16 protein-coding genes are annotated in these 17,908 nt (G+C 62.6%); 6 read left to right on the top strand and 10 right to left on the bottom strand.

The window, feature by feature from the left end; translation table 11 throughout:
- Positions 1-120 precede the first annotated feature (120 nt).
- From MUM_RS0110255 to MUM_RS0110230, 6 genes are all read right to left on the bottom strand, one after another.
- Entirely contained in the window at positions 121-1,203 is a 1,083-nt protein-coding gene (locus MUM_RS0110255) for a nucleoside hydrolase (protein ID WP_010169609.1), read from the bottom strand.
- 27 nt (positions 1,204-1,230) lie between these two features.
- On the bottom strand, positions 1,231-2,541 hold the full coding sequence (locus tag MUM_RS0110250; protein ID WP_010169608.1) for an MFS transporter: 1,311 nt from the start codon (positions 2,539-2,541) through the stop codon (positions 1,231-1,233).
- A 140-nt stretch (positions 2,542-2,681) separates the two neighbouring features.
- On the bottom strand, positions 2,682-3,314 hold the full coding sequence (locus MUM_RS0110245) for an N-carbamoylsarcosine amidohydrolase (protein ID WP_010169607.1): 633 nt from the start codon (positions 3,312-3,314) through the stop codon (positions 2,682-2,684).
- 143 nt (positions 3,315-3,457) lie between these two features.
- Positions 3,458-4,210, bottom strand: a complete 753-nt coding sequence (locus MUM_RS0110240) for a maleate cis-trans isomerase family protein (RefSeq protein ID WP_010169605.1) — start codon at positions 4,208-4,210, stop codon at positions 3,458-3,460.
- 11 nt (positions 4,211-4,221) lie between these two features.
- Positions 4,222-5,031 carry an alpha/beta fold hydrolase gene (locus tag MUM_RS0110235; RefSeq protein WP_010169603.1) on the bottom strand — a complete coding sequence of 270 codons (810 nt, stop codon included), beginning with the start codon at positions 5,029-5,031 and terminating at the stop codon, positions 4,222-4,224.
- Positions 5,028-6,161, bottom strand: a complete 1,134-nt coding sequence (locus MUM_RS0110230) for an FAD-dependent monooxygenase (protein WP_010169602.1) — start codon at positions 6,159-6,161, stop codon at positions 5,028-5,030. The genes MUM_RS0110235 and MUM_RS0110230 overlap by 4 nt, the downstream gene beginning before the upstream one ends.
- 307 nt (positions 6,162-6,468) lie before the next feature.
- Here MUM_RS0110230 and MUM_RS0110225 point away from each other — a divergent pair, with 307 nt between their 5' ends.
- The 4 genes from MUM_RS0110225 (at position 6,469) to MUM_RS0110210 (ending at position 12,523) form a co-directional block, all read left to right on the top strand.
- The gene (locus MUM_RS0110225) at positions 6,469-7,521 is read left to right on the top strand and encodes a 2,5-dihydroxypyridine 5,6-dioxygenase (protein ID WP_010169600.1); all 1,053 of its coding nucleotides are present in this window, start codon (positions 6,469-6,471) and stop codon (positions 7,519-7,521) included.
- A gap of 190 nt (positions 7,522-7,711) precedes the next feature.
- Positions 7,712-8,146, top strand: a complete 435-nt coding sequence (locus MUM_RS0110220; RefSeq protein ID WP_010169597.1) for a MarR family winged helix-turn-helix transcriptional regulator — start codon at positions 7,712-7,714, stop codon at positions 8,144-8,146.
- 347 nt (positions 8,147-8,493) lie between these two features.
- Entirely contained in the window at positions 8,494-8,970 is a 477-nt protein-coding gene (locus MUM_RS0110215; protein WP_010169595.1) for a (2Fe-2S)-binding protein, read from the top strand.
- 16 nt (positions 8,971-8,986) lie between these two features.
- Positions 8,987-12,523, top strand: coding sequence for a molybdopterin cofactor-binding domain-containing protein (locus MUM_RS0110210; RefSeq protein WP_010169594.1), 3,537 nt, complete (start codon positions 8,987-8,989; stop codon positions 12,521-12,523).
- 129 nt (positions 12,524-12,652) lie between these two features.
- On the opposite strand, the gene MUM_RS0110205 is transcribed toward MUM_RS0110210, so the two are convergent.
- Complete coding sequence (locus tag MUM_RS0110205) at positions 12,653-13,288, bottom strand: TetR/AcrR family transcriptional regulator (RefSeq protein WP_010169592.1); 636 nt, start codon at positions 13,286-13,288, stop codon at positions 12,653-12,655.
- A gap of 153 nt (positions 13,289-13,441) precedes the next feature.
- On the opposite strand from MUM_RS0110205, the gene ggt reads away from it, so the two are divergent.
- Positions 13,442-15,166, top strand: a complete 1,725-nt coding sequence (ggt, locus tag MUM_RS0110200) for a gamma-glutamyltransferase (RefSeq protein WP_010169591.1) — start codon at positions 13,442-13,444, stop codon at positions 15,164-15,166.
- Here ggt and MUM_RS0110195 read toward each other — a convergent pair.
- Positions 15,160-16,320, bottom strand: a complete 1,161-nt coding sequence (locus MUM_RS0110195; RefSeq protein ID WP_010169588.1) for an FAD-dependent oxidoreductase — start codon at positions 16,318-16,320, stop codon at positions 15,160-15,162. The two genes, ggt and MUM_RS0110195, sit on opposite strands and share 7 nt — an antisense overlap.
- Before the next feature lie 75 nt (positions 16,321-16,395).
- Between MUM_RS0110195 and MUM_RS0110190 the strand changes: the two genes are divergently transcribed.
- The gene (locus MUM_RS0110190) at positions 16,396-16,830 is read left to right on the top strand and encodes a MarR family winged helix-turn-helix transcriptional regulator (protein WP_029615836.1); all 435 of its coding nucleotides are present in this window, start codon (positions 16,396-16,398) and stop codon (positions 16,828-16,830) included.
- Here the strand turns inward: MUM_RS0110190 and MUM_RS0110185 are convergent.
- Together MUM_RS0110185 and pnuC are read right to left on the bottom strand one after the other, a co-directional pair.
- Positions 16,798-17,343, bottom strand: a complete 546-nt coding sequence (locus tag MUM_RS0110185) for an AAA family ATPase (RefSeq protein WP_010169583.1) — start codon at positions 17,341-17,343, stop codon at positions 16,798-16,800. The two genes, MUM_RS0110190 and MUM_RS0110185, sit on opposite strands and share 33 nt — an antisense overlap.
- Complete coding sequence (gene pnuC, locus MUM_RS0110180; protein ID WP_010169581.1) at positions 17,340-17,903, bottom strand: nicotinamide riboside transporter PnuC; 564 nt, start codon at positions 17,901-17,903, stop codon at positions 17,340-17,342. Before pnuC ends, MUM_RS0110185 begins: the two co-directional genes overlap by 4 nt.
- Positions 17,904-17,908: the final 5 nt, after the last annotated feature.

Raw genomic sequence — 17,908 nt, 5'->3', positions numbered from 1 at the left:
CGCCGTAGGCGTTCCGAGAAATAACCGAGGGAGTTTGGCGGGGTATTTCAAGGAGAAACACCCAAAAGCGGTAAGGTGCCCGTTGGCCTGGTCTCTGCAGGCGCAACGGGTGAGTATTGTTTATGGCGTTGTTTTTACCGGCGTCGGCAGCGTCACCAGCCCGACATAGCCGTCCCAGAACTGCTTCTGGTCCACGGCAAACACCACTTTGGCCTTCTGCGTGCCCACCGGCGCACCTTTCTTGTAGCCCAGTGCCCGGCCGTAGTCGGCGCCGAAGGTGGCGTCCACGTCCACCCACAGTTCGCGGGATTCGGTGACGATGGCGGGGCTTACCAGATACAGCGCAGGCAGGCTGTCCCAGGTGAAGCTGTGGTAGGCCGGATCCTTGTCGAACAGTGGCCCGAACTCGTGCTTGTACAGGTCGGCAATCGCGCCTTTATGGGCGATCACCCGCTGGTACACCGACTTGTCGAAGGTGACTTTCTCACACACATCATTGGGGAAAATCACGTGTTCGATCGGCGAGCGCAAGACGATTTTTGCGGCCTCCGGGTCGAACCACCAGTTGAACTCCGCTGCCGGTGTGGTATTGCCCGGAATCTCCAGGGCGCCGCCCATGTACACGATGCGCTTGATCAGCGGCACGATGTCCGGCGCCGAGCGAATCGCCAGGGCGATGTTGGTCAGCGGGCCTACCGCCAGAATCGTCACCTCGTGGGGATTGGCCCGCACGCTGTCGACGATGAACTGGGCGGCGGTTTCCTTGCGTAGCGTGGTGTGGGTCGCCAGGCCATCCGGGGGGGCTACCAGTTGTGATGCATTCGTTGGGCGCGGGTTCTTGAACGCACCCGGCCAGCCGGAGCCGAACAGGGCTTTTTCAGCCTCATAAGTGGCGTAGTCATGCAGCAGCGGATAGGCGGCGCCGGAATAGACACCGACTTCCTTTTCCACCCCCATGCGTTCCACGGCCTTGAGGGCGTCCACCTGTTCCTGGTCGACCCAGGCGTTGCCGCTGACCAGGGTCATGCCCAGCAGGTCGATGCGTTTTTGCGCATGCAACTGGGCGAGCATGATAAAGGCCTGGCCGTCATCGTTGAGCACGTTGAAGTCGGTGTCGAAGATGACTTTTTCTGCGGCCTGCGCCGTACCGGCACACAGGCCGACGGCGACAAGCAGGGCACAGCGCTTGATGAAACCTTGCATGGAGACTCACCCGAAAAGTTGTTGTTATTAACGGTTCACCAGTTTCGCCGGCAAGGCGATGACCAGGAAGCTGCTGAGAATCAGGCAGCCGGCAAAAAACCACAAGGCTCCGGCACTGCTGCCGGTGACGTCAATCGCAACGCCCATCAACGAGTTGCTCACCAGGCCTGCGATGTTCGCCAGTGAACAGGCCAGGGCAAAGCCGGTGGCCGCCGCGGTGCCTTTGAGAAAGGTCGCCGGCAGGCTGAAAAACACCGGCACCGCACCGATGATCGCCGCGGAGGCAATCGCAAACAGGGCCACGGTGGCGACCACGTTATGGGTGAAGAAGGTGCTGGTGGCCATCGCTGCCGCGCCGATGAAAAACGGCACGATGATGTGCCAGCGGCGTTCACGGTGTTTGTCGGAGCTGGCGCCGATCAACAGCATGCCCAGCAACGCCGCCACGCTGGGCAAGGCGGTGAGGATGCCGATGTGGAAGGTGTCGGTGATGCCCGCGTTGCGGATAAACGTCGGCATCCAGAAGCCCATGGCGTAGGCGCTGAGCAGGATCGAGAAGTCGATACCGCCAAGCATCCACACCTTGAGGTTGAAGAAACCGTCGCGGAAGCTGTGCTTGCTGCCGGCACCGTCGGCGTCGTCCTTGCGCAGTTCGCTTTCCAGCAGGGTCTTTTCTTCAGGCGACAGCCACTTGGCTTGCTGATAGGTGTTGGGCAGTGCCCAGAAGGTCCACACACCCAGCAGCACGCTGGGCACCGCTTCGATCAGGAACAGCCACTGCCAGCCGCGCAGGCCGGCCATGTTGTCGAAGTGGCCCATGATCCAGCCGGACAACGGGCCGCCGATCACGCTGGACAGCGGCAGGCCGATCATGAACAGGGCGATGATCCGCCCCCTGCGATGGGTGGGAAACCAGGTGGTCAGGTAATACAGCACGCCCGGCAGGAACCCGGCCTCGGCGGCGCCCAGCAGGAACCGCAGGATGTAGAACTGGGTGGTGGAGGTGACCAGCATGGTGCAGGCCGAGAGCAGGCCCCAGGTGATCATGATGCGGGCGATCCAGATCTTCGCGCCGACCTTTTCCAGGATCAGGTTGCTGGGTACTTCAAAAATGATATAGCCGACAAAAAACAGCCCGGCGCCGAGGCCGAACGCGGTTTCGCTGAAGTGCAACTGGTCGAGCATCTGCAATTTGGCGAAGCCGATATTGATGCGGTCCAGGTAGGCGGCGAGGTAGCAGAAACACAGGAACGGAATCAGCTTCCAGGTGATCTTGTGGTAGAGCGTGTGGACCGGATCGGCGACCGTAGTCGCGGGCGCTGCATTCGCAATGGGCATTGGGTGTCTCCTGGCGGTGACTTATGGTTTTTATACAGCCGCTTTTTTTCCAGCACTTCGGAGTGCTGTAGAAGCGACGTCCAAAGGCAGTGTCAGAAGAGTGCAAGACCACGCTCTGTGGCGCGGTTCTTAATGAAACCTTATTGCTCCTTGAACTTGCTCATGGCCTCCCGCTTGCTGACCACGTCGCCGTACTTGCTGTCGATATCAAACAAGTTGGCTTCGTGGGGCGCCGGGTGGCGGTCGCCGACGCATTCGCGCACGACGATGGTGCGAAACCCGTGTTGCACCGCATCCACTGCGGTGGCGCGGATGCAGCCACTGGTGGAGCAGCCGGCGAGCACCACGGTGTCGACGCCCATGGCGTGCAGCATCGGGGCCAGGCTGCTGCCGAAAAACGCGCTGGCGTATTGTTTGGTGATGACTACTTCATTGGCCAGGGGCAAGACCTCGGTGCAGAACGCGGCCAGGGGGTTGCCCTCGACCATGTCTTTCATCACCGGGGCCTTTTTTACCCAGATACCGCCGTCGGCGAAATGGCCCGGATGGTAACGGATATTGGTGTGCACCACGCTGATCCCGTGATGCCGTGCGCTGGCCAGCAGCTCAACGCTTTCGGCGACGGCACTGACCACGCCCTGTGCAAACAACGGGGCGCCTTCGGTGGTGTAGCCTTGCATGAAATCGATCATCAGCAGGGCGGATTTTTTGCCAAAGCCAATGCGGTTGCCCCAGACGCCCTGGTAGTTGGCGTCGGCGGATTGTTCGCTCATCTTTCAGTCCTCATTCATTACCTGTGGCGAGGGGGCTTGTCCCCCGTAAGATCACCGTGTTACGTCAGGTGAAACTCAGTTGTCGATTTTGGGGCCGCTCCGCAGCCCAACGGGGGACAAGCCCCCTCACCACAAAAGCGGTTTTAGTAGGCGCCGGAGAGCAGGGCGCCGGCGCCGGGGACGATGGGTTCCAGGTCCAGGGCCTTGAGCATGGCGTAGGTGGTAGCAATCGCGGCGGTGAGCACCGGCAGGCCGGTTTGCGCTTCGACCTTGGCCACCACGGGCAGCGACTGCATTTGCACGCAGGCCGACAGCACGATCACGTCGACGCCTTCCAGGTTCATTCCGGCGACGATGGCCGGCAGCTTGGCCGGGTCGTGGCGGGCCACTTCGAGGTTGTCGGGGATTTCCAGGGCGCGCCAGTCCACTACGTCAAAGCCTTCTTCGCGGATGTAGTTCACCACCAGTTCGGTCAGCGGTTTCATGTACGGCGCGACGATGGCGATGCGCTTGGCGCCCATCACTTTCAGGCCTTCGATCAAGGCGCCGGCACTGGTAATCACCGGGGCGTTGGCGTCGTTGTCGGCGGTGGCCTTGCGCAGGCGCTGTTCGGAATTGCGGTGGTAACCCAGCCCCATGGCCATGATCGCCACCAGGCAGGCGTAGCCCAGCACGTCGACCTTGGCGTCGGACAGCTCGATGGCGCAACGGTCGGACTCGCCGTCCATCGCCGCCAGTTCTTCCTTGCGCACTTGCTTCATGCGCATGCGGCTGGAGTGAAAGGTGAAGCGTTCCGGACGAATTGCCTGGCGCGCGTTGAGCATCGCCGGGATCTCGGTTTCCATGGTGGTGTTGGAGCTCGGCACGATCTGGCCGATGCGGTAAGGCTTGAGCATGGTGGTCTCCGTTAGGCAGTCAGGGGCTGGCCGAGGAAGTCGCCGAAGGCTGTGAAAAAACCTTCAAGGTCGTCCCAAGGGATCATGTGTCCGGCATTCGGCACGTGGGCCACCTGCAGGCTTGGCTGTAACTGCCGGACTTGCGCGACATCTTCGGGCTGAATTACACCGCCGCGTCCGGCAACAATCAGCAGGGCAGGCGCCTCCAGGTGTGGCAGGTCCTGATGGAAGTCCACGGTGTGGAAGTCATTGAACGCGCGCACGATCGCCGGCTCGTAACAGGTGTGCAGCCATTCGGCGCGCAGTTGCAGCTGCTCGTCGGTCCAGGTGGCGCAGAACGCGCGCATGGCCTCAGCGTCCATGCCCTCCTGAGATTGGCGAATCGAGTCGACGTACCACGGCAGTTTGCTCGGGTATTCACGGCGACCGGGGCCGGACACCGGCGGGTCGATCAACACCACGCGGTTGACGCCCCGGGGATGGCGCACCGCACTGCGCACGGCAAACCGCGCGCCCATGGAATGGCCCACCAGGTGATAGTTGTCGAGCTTCAGCGCGTCGGCAAACGCGCCAATGTCATCGGCGCAGGTGTCGGCGCTGTAGTCCAGTTCCGGGCCGGTGGACGACAGGCCGCGACCGCGCACATCCAGTACATACGTGTCGAAATGCAGGCCCAGGCGTTCCGCGACAAAACCCCAGGTAATCGCCGGGCTGGTGATGCCGGGAATCAGGATCAGTGCCGGGCCTTTGCCACCGTAGCGCAGGTAATGCTGGCGAATGCCGTTGGCCTGGACGTTGCCGCCATAGAGAAAGCTGCTCACGCGGCCACCCCCGATTTCAGTTGCTGGGCGTAGAGGTCATAGCCGTAGACCCAGTCCGGATCTTCCTGGGTGCGCAGCCAGGTGTTGGCGTTGGACACCGCCTGGACCCGGGAGGCGCGCTCCTTGCGGTTGGCCTCATACAGTTCGAAGGCGGTGCGGTAGTCGCTGATGCCGGTTTCCTGCAGGCAGCGGGTCAGCATCGCCGCGTCTTCGATGGCCATGCCGGCACCCTGGGCCATGTGCGGCTTCATCGGGTGGCAGGCATCGCCCAGCAACACCAGGCGGCCACGGCTCCACAACGGCAGCGGGTTGCGGTTGCGCAACGGCCATTTGGTCACGCTTTCGGTGGATTCGATCAGCGCCTGGACGGTGGGGTGGTAACCCTTGAACGCGTCGAACATCTCTTCCCGGCTGCTGTCGACGAAGGCGCCCTGGAAGTCCCACTCCGGGTGCGGCACGCCGGTGACGTAGTAGTACTCGTCACGCTTACCGGTGGTGTAGTAGACCATCATGTGCCGGTCCTCGGTCCACCACTTGATGCAGTCTTCGAACTTCAGGTCGTACTTGGCCAGTTGATCGCCACGGATCAGTGCGCGGTGGGCGACCCAGCCGCTGTACAGGGGTTTTTCCGCACCCAGCAGCTCTTCACGAATGCGCGAGTTGATGCCGTCGGCACCGATCACTATGTCGGCGTAGGTCACTTCGCCGTCGGCGAAGGTCAGGCGTACCTGGGTGTCGGTTTCTTCGAGGGTTTCCAGGCGCTTGTTGAAGTGCAGGGTGCCGGGTTTGAGGGTGGACATCTGCAGCGCGTGCAGGTCGCCGCGGTGCACGGTGATGTAGGACGCGCCATAGCCGGTCAGGGGGATGCGTGACAGGTAATCGCCGGTTTCGCCGTCGCGGCTGAACCAGTGCTCGGGGTGCGAGCCCATCAGGTCCAGCTGCTTTTCGATGCCCATGCGCCGGAAAATTTTCATGATGTTGGGGCCCATGTGGATCCCGGCACCCAGGCGGGAGAATTCCGGCGCCTGCTCGTAGATGTCCACGTCAAACCCGGCCTGTTGCAGCAGGGTGGCAGCGGCGGCACCGCCAAGGCCGGCGCCGACGATTGCGATTTTTTGTGTGCTTCCCATGGGGCGTGGTCCTCTTTTTCGAATGATGGCCGGCGGTGTCTGGCCGCAAGGTTTTTAAAGTGTATACGCTCATTTTTTCAAATGAAAAGCCCACGCCTGAAAAATTGTTTTTTGGCCATATCGATCCCCTGTAACCGATTACCTCCATATTTCATTGGTTATGTGTGGATTTGTAACGTTTTGGCGTGGCGCTTGCAGTCCATGCGTAAATCAGTTCTTATCGTTATTAAATGGCGTATACGCTATAAAAACGCACTAGAGTGAAGCGCACTGCCAGATCTTGGTGCAGCCGCTGAGGAGACAGGAAATGCCGGTAAGTGATTGCGAACTGACCCAGATGTTTGAACACGTGTTGAAGCTATCGAAGGTCGATCCGACCCAGAGCGTCGCCGTGCTCAAGAGCCATTACTCCGACCCGCGCACCGTGCGTGCCGCGATGGACGCTGCGCAGCGCCTGGGGGCCAAGGTGTACGCGGTGGAATTGCCGTCGTTCAACCATCCCCGGGCGATGGGCAATGACATGACCGCCTACTGCGGCGACACCGCGCTGACCGGCAATATTGCGGCCCAACGGGCGCTGGAGGCGGCCGACCTGATCGTCGACACGATGATGCTGTTGCACTCGCCGGAGCAGGAACAGATCCTCAAGACCGGCACGCGCATCCTGCTGGCGGTGGAGCCCCCGGAAGTGCTGGCGCGCATGCTGCCGACCGAGGAAGACAAGGTGCGCGTGCTGGCGGCTGAAGAGTTGCTGAAAAAGGCTCGCTCGATCCACGTAAAATCCCGCGCCGGCAGTGATTTTCGCGCAGCGCTGGGGCAATACCCGTCCGTCACCGAGTACGGTTTTGCCGATGAGCCCGGGCGCTGGGACCACTGGCCCAGCGGCTTCCTGTTCTCCTGGCCCAACGAAGAAACCGCCGAGGGCGTGCTGGTGCTGGATATCGGCGACATTTTGCTGCCGTTCAAGACCTACACCCGGGAGAAAATCACCCTGGAGATCGAGAAGGGCTTCATCACCCGGATTCACGGTGGTTTCGAGGCCGAATACCTGCGCGACTACATGAAATACTTCAACGACCCCGAGGTCTATGGCATCTCCCACATCGGCTGGGGCCTGCAGCCGCGGGCGCAATGGACGGCGATGGGCCTGCACGACAAGAACGACGGCATGTGCATGGATGCCCGCGCGTTCTACGGCAACTTCCTGTTCTCCACCGGCCCGAATACCGAAGTCGGCGGCACCCGCAAGACGCCGTGCCACATGGACATCCCGCTGCGCAACTGCGACGTCTACCTCGATGATGAGGCCGTAGTCATCGCAGGCGATGTAGTGGCGCCCCAAGCCTCCCTGGCACGCTAAAAATCCCCTGTAGGAGCTGGCTTGCCTGCGATAGCGGAGTGTCAGACAACAGAGAGCTGGCTGATCCACCGCAATCGCAGGCAAGCCAGCTCCCACATTCGATTTGATTCCTTCAGTGGCTGATGCTTGAGTCCAACCCACAACCCCGCCATCATGCCACCCCATCGACCGCCGCCTTTCCGAGCCCGCCGTGCCTGATTCCTACGTTTTCTCCGAGCAAGTTGGCCACCTGCTGCGCAAGGCCTACCAGCGCCACCTGGCGATCTTCCAGCAGAACGTGGGCGACTCCCAACTCACCGCCGTGCAGTTCGTCACCCTGTGTGCCCTGCGCGATCACGGTGCAAGCTCGCTCACCGAACTGGTCAAGGCCACCGCCGTCGACCAGGCGACCATCCGCGGCATCGTCGAACGCCTCAAGGCCCGCGAACTGATCACCCTGGAACCCGACCCCCAGGACAAACGCAAAGTGGTGGTCAACCTGTCCGCATCCGGCGCCGCCCTGGTGCAGCAAACCGTACCCTGCGCCGCGACCATCACCGAGCTGACCCTGAGCAACCTCAACCCCGCCGAGAGCGTGGCGGTGCTGTTCCTGCTGCGCAAGATGATCGACGACCCCCAAGCCTGATCCCCCGACTTCCAACGCTGATAATCCAACTCCCAAGGCTGACAACCCAACTTCCAAGGCTGATAACCCAACTTCCCAGGCTGATAACCCAACCCCTTTGTGGTGAGGGGGCTTGTCCCCCGTTGGGCTGCGAAGCGGCCCCAAAAAAGCGGGAGCGCTGCGCACTCCAGCGGGGGACAAGCCCCCTCACCACAAGTAGCGAATCCACCTTCTGGCACTGTTTTTGCTCTGCATTCGTGTAGTAACCACTTCACCTGTCAAGTGTGTCGCGAGACCCCAGGTACGCGACGCTTTTTTTTGACTGTTTGATGTAGTGGACACTTCACCAAAGCCAACGGGCGAAGCGAATGATCAGCCAGCACATCACGGTAACGCTTGAGGTCAACGGCCACACCACCGAAGTCAGCGCAATGGCGGACACACCGCTATTGCTGATCCTGCGCAATGACCTGCAACTCAACGGCCCCAAGTACGGCTGCGGCCTGGGGGAGTGTGGTGCGTGCACAGTGATCATCGACGGCGTCGCCGCAAGGGCCTGCGTATTCCCGCTGTCGGGTGCAGTGGGCCGCGACATCGTCACCCTCGAAGGCCTCGGCACCCGCGAAACCCCGCACCGCGTGCAACAAGCCTTTATCGACGAGCAGGCGGCCCAGTGCGGCTACTGCCTCAACGGCATGATCATGACCGCCAAGGCCTTGCTCGACCGCAATCCCAACCCCAGCGAAGCCGAGGTGCGCACCGAACTGTCGGGCAACCTGTGCCGCTGCGGCACCCATATCGAAATCCTCCGCGCGGTGCTGCGTGCCGCCCGCCAAACGCCTTGAACGTGGATCGATGACCATGACTGACGCAATCCCTTCCCGTGACCAATGGCTGGCCAAGGCCGGCGTCCTGCTGATCGTCGACGACGTGTTGCCGCCTTCGGGGCCGGTGGCCAAGGGCGGCACGCCGACGGTCAAGCCCAAGGAGCTGGGGCTGTTTATCGCCGTGAACGATGACGGGTTGGTGTACGCCTTCAACGGGCACGTGGACCTGGGCACCGGCATTCGCACCTCGCTGGCGCAGATCGTGGCCGAAGAGCTGGACCTGACCCTGGAGCAGGTGCGCATGGTGCTGGGTGATACGGAGCGCGTGCCGAACCAGGGCGCGACCATCGCCAGTGCGACCTTGCAGATCTCCGCGATCCCGCTGCGCAACGCCGCCGCCGAAGCCCGGCGTTTCCTGCTGGCGCGGGCGGCGCAACGCTGGTCGGTCGATGCACATGGCCTGAAGGTCGACGCAGGGGTTATCAGCACCGAAGACGGACGCACCATTACATACGGCGAGCTGGTGACGGGCGAGCATGACCAACTGCACATCAGCGGCGATGCACCGCTTAAAGCCACCGCCGATTACCGTTTGGTAGGCAAGGGCGCTGCCCGGGTGGATATCCCCGGCAAGGCCACTGGCGAGCTGACTTACGTCCACGACATGCGTGTGCCGGACATGCTCCACGGCCGGGTGATTCGCCCGCCGTATGCGGGCCTGGATTGCGGTGACTTTGTCGGCAATAGCCTGTTGAAGGTGGATGAGTCCTCCATCGCCCACATCCCGGGCATCGTCGCGGTGGTGGTGATCCGTGATTTTGTCGGCGTGGTCGCCTTGCGCGAAGAACAGGCGATCAAGGCCGCCCAGGAACTGCAGGTTCACTGGAAACCCTGGAACCACCCGTTGCCGGACATGAGCGATGTGGAGCAGGCGATTCGTGATAACCCTCGGGTACGGCGCACGGTGCTCGACCAGGGCAACGTCGACGAAGCCCTGGCTTCCGCCAGCCAGCGCATGCCGCGCACCTACCTGTGGCCGTACCAGATGCACGGCTCCATTGGCCCGTCCTGCGGTGTGGCGGATTATCAGCCCGGGGTCAGCCGGGTCTGGTCGGGCAGCCAGAACCCGCACCTGCTGCGGGCGGATCTGGCCTGGCTGCTGGAGTGCACAGAAGACGCCATCGACGTGATCCGTATGGAAGCCGCCGGCTGTTATGGCCGCAATTGCGCCGACGATGTGTGCGCCGATGCCTTGCTGTTGTCTCGCGCCGTGGGCAAGCCGGTGCGGGTGCAACTGACCCGCGAACAGGAACACCTGTGGGAGCCCAAGGGCACCGCACAGCTGATGGATGTGGATGGCGGCCTGAACGCCGACGGCAGCATCGCCGCCTATGACTTTGAAACCAGCTACCCGTCCAACGGCGCGCCCACCCTGGCGCTGCTGTTGACCGGGCGGGTCGAGCCGGTGGCCGCGATGTTCGAAATGGGCGACCGCACCTCGATCCCGCCTTACGACATCGACCACATGCGGGTCACCATCAACGACATGGCGCCGATCGTGCGCGCCTCGTGGATGCGCGGGGTGTCGGCACTGCCCAACACCTTCGCCCACGAATCCTATATCGACGAACTGGCGTTTGCCGCCGGGGTCGATCCGGTGGAATACCGCCTGCGTTACCTGAAGGACGAGCGCGCCATCGACCTGGTCAAATCCACCGCCGAGCGGGCCAACTGGGCACCGCGCACCGCGCCGATGCAAACCGCGAATGAGGACCACCTGCTGCGAGGCCGAGGCTTTGCCTACGCGCGCTACATCCACAGCAAGTTCCCCGGCTTCGGCGCAGCGTGGGCGGCCTGGGTGGCGGACGTGGCCATCGACAAACACACCGGTGATGTCTCGGTGACCCGCGTGGTGATCGGGCATGACTCGGGGATGATGATCAACCCGGCGGGGGTGCAGCATCAGATCCACGGCAATGTGATCCAGTCCACCAGCCGCGTGCTCAAGGAGCGCGTGACTTTTGAAGAGTCGACCGTGGCGAGCAAGGAGTGGGGCGGTTATCCGATCCTGACCTTCCCTGAAGTGCCGCAGATCGACGTGCTGATGATGCCGCGCCAGGACCAGCCGCCAATGGGCGCCGGCGAGTCCGCCTCGGTGCCCAGTGCGGCAGCGATTGCCAACGCGATCTATGACGCCACCGGCATTCGTTTTCGCGAATTGCCGATCACCCCCGAGCGCGTGCTGGCGGCGCTGAATGCAGGCACATTGGGCGAGCCGGCAAAGTCCCCGCAGAAGCGTCGCAAATGGCTATTCGGCTCATTGTTCGCCGCCTTGGGTGCGGTGCTGGGGATGGCGGCCACGGCCTGGCCGTTCCACGGTGAAATCGCCCCGATTGCGCCGCCCAGCGCCGGCACCTGGTCCAAGGCCACACTGGAACGCGGGCGTTTGCTGGCCGCCGTGGGGGATTGCGCGGTGTGCCACACGGCACCGGGCGGCGCCACCAATGCCGGCGGGCTGGCGATGCACACGCCGTTCGGCACGCTGTACAGCAGCAACATCACCCCGGATGAGAAAACCGGGATTGGCAACTGGTCGTACCCGGCGTTCGAGCGGGCGATGCGTGATGGTATTGGCCGCGACGGGCGCAACCTGTACCCGGCGTTTCCCTATACCGCGTTTCGCAATATCAACGATGCCGACATGCAGGCGTTGTATGCGTACCTGATGTCCCAGGCCCCCGTGAGCCAGGCACCCGTGCCGAATGCCATGAGTTTTCCGTTCAATATCCGGCCGTTGATGGCCGGGTGGAATGCGCTGTTTTTGCGCCGGGGGGAAATCACCGTGCAACCCCAGCGCAGCGAGCAATGGAATCGCGGGGCCTATCTGGTCAATGGCCTGGGGCACTGCGCGGCGTGCCACTCACCGCGTAACTTGATGGGGGCGGAGAAGGGCGGCAAGGCATTCCTCGCGGGCGGCACGGTGGACGGCTGGGAGGCGCCGGCCTTGAATGGCTTGTCCAAGGCGCCGACGCCGTGGACCGAAGACCAACTGTTCACCTATTTGAGCACCGGCTATTCCGACGCACACGGCGTGGCGACAGGGCCGATGGGACCGGTCGTGACTGAGCTGGCGAAACTGCCCAAGACCGACATCCGCGCGATGGCGGTGTACCTGGCCTCACTGAACGACAGCAGCGCCGCCGAAGCGCAGGTGGTAGCCGCCGCGACGCTGCCCAATGCGAATGGACGACGGGTATTCGAAGGTTCATGCAAGGCCTGCCATGCCGACGGGCAGGGGCCGAAGCTGTTCGGCGTCAGCCCGTCACTGGCGACCAATACCAATGTGCACAGCGACCAGCCGGACAACCTGATCAAGGTAATCCTGCAAGGCATCAGCACCCCGGCGACCAAGGACCTGGGCTACATGCCCGCGTTCAAGGACAGCCTGTCCAACACCCAGGTGGCGGAGCTGGCGTCATACCTGCGCAGCCGCTTTGCACCCAATGCCCCGCAGTGGAAAGGCCTGGAACAAACCGTTGCACACCTGCGAGCCAACCCCGGCACCCACTGACAAATTCAAGCCATATGGAGATCAAATGTGGGAGCTGGCTTGCCTGCGATAGCGGTGCGTCAGTCACTGAATTATTAGCTGATCCACCGCAATCGCAGGCAAGCCAGCTCCCACATTTTGATTCGGTTTCTACCGTACACCACGCAACACCAGATCACTGATAAACCCCAGCCAATCCCGCTGCTGCCCCTTGTCCGCCAGATCTTCCCCCAGAAACGAACTGAGGGTGTGCTGGTTGGAGTTGTAGAAGTAGCACAACGAAGCAATCATCAAGTACACATGCTTGATGTCCACATCCTCGCGAAACAGCCCCTGTGCCTGGCCGGCTTCGATGATCGGCCGCAATACCCCGACCGCCTCCCCGGACAGCCGGCGCAATTCGCCGGACTGCTTGGCATGCTTGCCCTTGTGCAGGTTCTCGATACTCAAGATCGCCACAAACTCGGGATGCTTGACGTAGTAGTTCCAGATAAACGCCACCAGCGCCTGCAACGCTTGCACCGGCGCACTCAGGTCGAGCTTGAGTTTGCTTTCGGCCTTATTGAACTGTTCATAGGTGTGTTCCAGCACGCACACGAACAGGTGTTCCTTGCTGCCGAAGTAGTAATAGAGCATGCGGTCGTTGGAGTCGGCCTCCCGGGAAATGCTTTCGACGCGCCCGCCGGAATAGCCGTCGCGGGTGAAGACCTTGACCGCCGCCTGGAGAATCCGCGCACGGGTCTGGTCGGCCTGCTGGGCGCGGATACCGGTCTTCTTGATCACCATCGAAAAGCCTCTGCTGCACAGCGTAAAGGCCCGGAATATAGCATGGGCATTATTCCGTTACCGACAGGCTCTGTCACAAACGCGGCATCACGCTGGGGCTTGGATCCGAAACGTATTACTTTCTAGTTCTTCTAATAAACAGAGTAGCCAGGGATGAAATACCAACCGTTTACCCGAACATTGATTGCCACGGCGCTGGTGCTGACCGTCAGCGGTGTACAGGCGGCCTCTCAGGCCCCGGTGGCTGGCGAAAATGGCATGGTGGTCACCGCGCAACACCTGGCCACCCATGTGGGCGTGGATGTGCTCAAGGCCGGTGGTAACGCCGTGGATGCAGCGGTGGCGGTGGGTTACGCCCTGGCGGTGGTGTACCCGGCGGCCGGCAACCTGGGCGGCGGCGGCTTCATGACCGTGCAACTGGCCGACGGGCGCAAGACCTTCCTCGACTTCCGTGAAAAAGCGCCGTTGGCAGCCACCGCCGACATGTACCTGGACAAGGACGGCAACGTCGTCCCGGACCTCAGCTCCAAGGGCCACCTGGCCGTCGGCGTTCCCGGCACCGTGTCGGGCATGGAACTGGCGCTGAGCAAATACGGCACCCTCAAGCGCGCCCAGGTGATCGCCCCGGCCATCAAGCTGGCTGAAGAGGGCTTTGCCCTGGAGCAGGGCGATATCGACCTGCTGCACACCGCCACCGACGAATTCAAGAAAGACAAAGACCTGCGCGGCATCTTCCTGCACGGCGGCGAACCCATGCTGGTAGGTCAGAAGCTGGTGCAGAAAGACCTGGCGAAAACCCTGCGGGAAATCTCCGCCAAGGGCACCGACGGCTTCTATAAAGGTTGGGTGGCCAAGGCGATTGTCGATTCGAGCCAGTCGGGCAAAGGCATCATCACCCAGGCCGACCTGGACAAGTACAAGACCCGCGAACTGGCGCCCGTGGAATGCGACTACCGCGGCTACCACGTGGTGTCTGCGCCACCACCGAGCTCAGGCGGCGTGGTCATCTGCGAGATCATGAACATCCTCGAAGGCTACCCGATGGCCGATCTTGGCTATCACTCGGCCCAAGGCTTGCACTACCAGATCGAGGCGATGCGCCACGCGTACGTCGACCGCAACAGCTACCTCGGCGACCCGGACTTCGTGCAAAACCCGGTCGACCATCTGCTGGACAAGGACTACGCCGCCAAACTGCGCGCCGCCATCGACCCGCAAAAGGCCGGCATCTCCCAGGACATCAAGCCGGGCGTTTCGCCTCACGAGGGCAATAACACCACCCATTACTCCATCGTCGACAAATGGGGCAACGCGGTCTCGGTGACCTACACCCTCAATGACTGGTTTGGTGCCGGCGTGATGGCCAGCAAGACCGGGGTGATCCTCAACGACGAAATGGACGACTTCACCTCCAAGATCGGCGTGCCGAACATGTACGGCCTGGTGCAGGGCGAAGCCAATGCCATCGCCCCGGGCAAGACGCCGCTGTCGTCCATGAGCCCGACCATCGTCACCAAGGATGGCAAGGCGGTGATGGTGGTGGGTACGCCGGGTGGCAGCCGCATCATCACGGCCACCTTGCTGACCATCCTCAATGTGATCGACTACAAGATGAACATTCAGGAAGCCGTGGACGCACCGCGTTTCCACCAGCAATGGTTGCCTGAGGCGACCAATATCGAGCGCTTTGCCCTGAGCCCCGATACCCAGAAAATCCTCGAAGGCTGGGGCCACAAGTTTGCCGGCCCGCAGGACGCCAACCACCTGGCGGCGATCCTGGTGGGCGCGCCGTCCCTGGATGGCAAGCCGGTCGGCAACAACCGCTTCTACGGGGCCAACGACCCACGGCGCAATACCGGGCTGTCGCTGGGCTACTGAGGCGTCGATCCGTCGTGCTCTCCCTGGTGGCTGAGAAAGTGCGCCAGGGAGAGGGCGATATCATCATGGGAAAGCTGGGTGGCAGCCGCTTCAGCGCTGTCACGGGCAATGGGCTCAATGCGTTCAAACATCTCGGCTTCGTAGGCTTGTACCGCTTCGGAGCATGAGGTGTTTTCGATCAAGTGCCGGGCCAGCTCCGCCGCGTCGAGCATCGCGGCATTCACGCCTTCGCCACCAAACGGTGACATCAGGTGCGCCGCGTCGCCGATCAACGTCAGGCCCGCGCGATGCGCCCAATGATGGCCGACGGGGAGCGCATGAATTGCCCGGGACAGGAACCGCTCGTTTGCGGCGTGCAGCAGCGCCAGGATATCCGGGTGCCAGCCTTCGAACTGGGCGAGCAGCGATTGCCGGGTCGCTTGCGGGGATGACCAGTCGAGCTGCCGGGCGGCCCAGTCCGTGGGAACGCGAAAGATCCCATAGCCGCGCAGGTGCGCGTTGGCATTGCGTTGCACCACCAGCGCCCTGGCATCACCCGAAACGTCCAGTTTGCCACGGCCGACCAGTTGGGCGAGGGCGGGATGGCGGCGATCGACATCATCAATCCCGAACTCGATAAACGTCAGTCCGCTGTACTGCGGCTGATAGCGCGACAGCAACGGGCGCACTTTCGACCAGGCACCGTCGGCGCCGACGATCAGGTCAAACGGCCCATGGACGGTGTCGCCCTGATGCACGGTCCAGTGTGCGTCGCCCGCCTGACGGATCTCGTTGACGCTGGCGTCCCACTTCACACAATCGTCAGGCAGCGAGTCCAGCAGGATCTGGCGCAAGGCGGTGCGGTCGACTTCCGGGCGATCGCCGGCGCCAGGGTCGGGGTCTTCCAGCAGCAGGCGGGCGTGCTTGTCCATCAGGCGTGAGCCCTGGTCTTCATAGCGGGCGATGCTGCGGAAGGCGTCCTCCAGGCCCGCGCGTTTCAGCGCAAGCTGGCCGGATTCCGCGTGCAGGTCCAGGGTGCCGCCCTGAGGGCGCTCCAGCGGCCCGCGCTCACGCTCGAATACGCTGACGGTAAAACCGTTGACCACAAGAATCCGTGCCAGGGTCAGCCCGGCGGGGCCGCCACCGACAATGGCGATGCTTGATGAGCGATTCATGAAAATTGTCCTTGGTGGCGTTGATAGGATCCTATACATTTGATGCATAGGCTCCTATGGAAAGTCAACGACACGATGAATGATCAATCACCCGCTCCCCACCCGATGCAACAAATCGGCGTCGCCCACCGCAGTTTCACGCGGATTTACGAAGGCCGCCTGCGTGAGCTGGGCTTCGCCGTGGCGCAGATTCCGGTGCTGGTGGCACTCAAACACAGCGAGGGCCTGCCCCAGGCCGAACTGGTGCGCATCGTTGGGGTCGAGCAGTCGAGCATGGCGCAATTGCTCGCCCGCATGGAGCGCGACGGGATGATTCAACGGGTGCCGGACCCTGCGGATAAACGCAGCCGGTTGATTACCCTGACAGACGCTGCCCGAGCCAACTTTCCGATGGCCAGGGAAGTCCTGCTACAGGGCACCGCGCAGGCGCTGGAAGGGTTTACCGAGGAGGAGGAGCAGACGTTGCTGGCGTTGCTGCTAAAGCTGAATGCCAACCTGGAGCGGCTGTAGCAACTGCTCCACGGCGGCAAATGCCTGGGCCTGGCGTGCTTGCCAGTCACCGCGGATCACCTGCAGCGGCAGGTGCTGCTGCTCCAGCCACTCAAGGCTGGCCTGGAAAAATGCCAGGCGGTCGGCAAACGCCGGTTGGCAGCGTTGCCCGTCGGCGGTCCACTCCACGTCTTCAGGCGACAGCAGCAGGTGCAGGTCGTAGTGGCGGGCCAGGAGTTCGCTGTCGAGCCATGCCGGGCAGTCGCCGAACAGCGTCTGGCTCCACAGCTTGTTGGTCAGCAGGTTGGTGTCCAGGATCAGCAACGCCGGCTGTGCGGCACGGGCGGCATCTTCCCAGGCCAGTTGGCCACGGGCGATGTCCGGAATATCGGCCAGGGTGGTATCGCGCTGATGCTGGTCGATGAAATGGCGCACGTACTCGCCCACCATCAGCCCGCCAAAGTGTGCCTGCAACTGCGCGGCCAACCAGCTTTTGCCACTGGATTCCGGGCCGGCCAGTACCACGACTTTCATGCGTGCAACGCCGGGTCGGCGCGCCATTCGCGCCAGCCCTGCACCGCGATCACGGTGAACAAGGCGTAGAGCGCGGCGGTGAGGTACAGGCCTTTGTAGAGGAACAGCCCGACAAAGATCACGTCCACGGTGATCCACAGCGGCCAGCACTGCACGCGTTTTTGTGCCATCCACATTTGCGCCACCAGGCTGAAGCCGGTCAGGGCCGCGTCCAGCCAGGGTTGGGCGGCGTCGGTCCAGTGGGCCATGGCCGCACCCAGCAACAGGCTGCCGAGGGCACCTACGGCCAGGCCTTGCAGGATCGGTTGCAGCCCCAGGCTGGTGACCTGCCGGCCTTGCCTGACCTCGCCGGCGCGGGTCCACTGCCACCAGCCGTAGAGTTGCAGGGCGGCGTAGATCACTTGCAGCAGCATGTCGGAGTAGAGCTTCACATCGAAGAAGATCCAGGTGTACAGCAGCACCATCACCAGGCCGATGGGCCAGCACCAGGGGTTCTGTTTAACCGTCAACCAGACAGCGATCACCCCCAGGGCGGCGGCAAACAGTTCAAGCCCGGACATGGCGG

The organism is Pseudomonas sp. PAMC 25886, from assembly GCF_000242655.1.
Lineage (GTDB): Bacteria > Pseudomonadota > Gammaproteobacteria > Pseudomonadales > Pseudomonadaceae > Aquipseudomonas.
The sequence above is the reverse complement of the archived record's forward strand: the minus strand, read 5'-3'. Positions and strand labels throughout refer to the sequence as shown.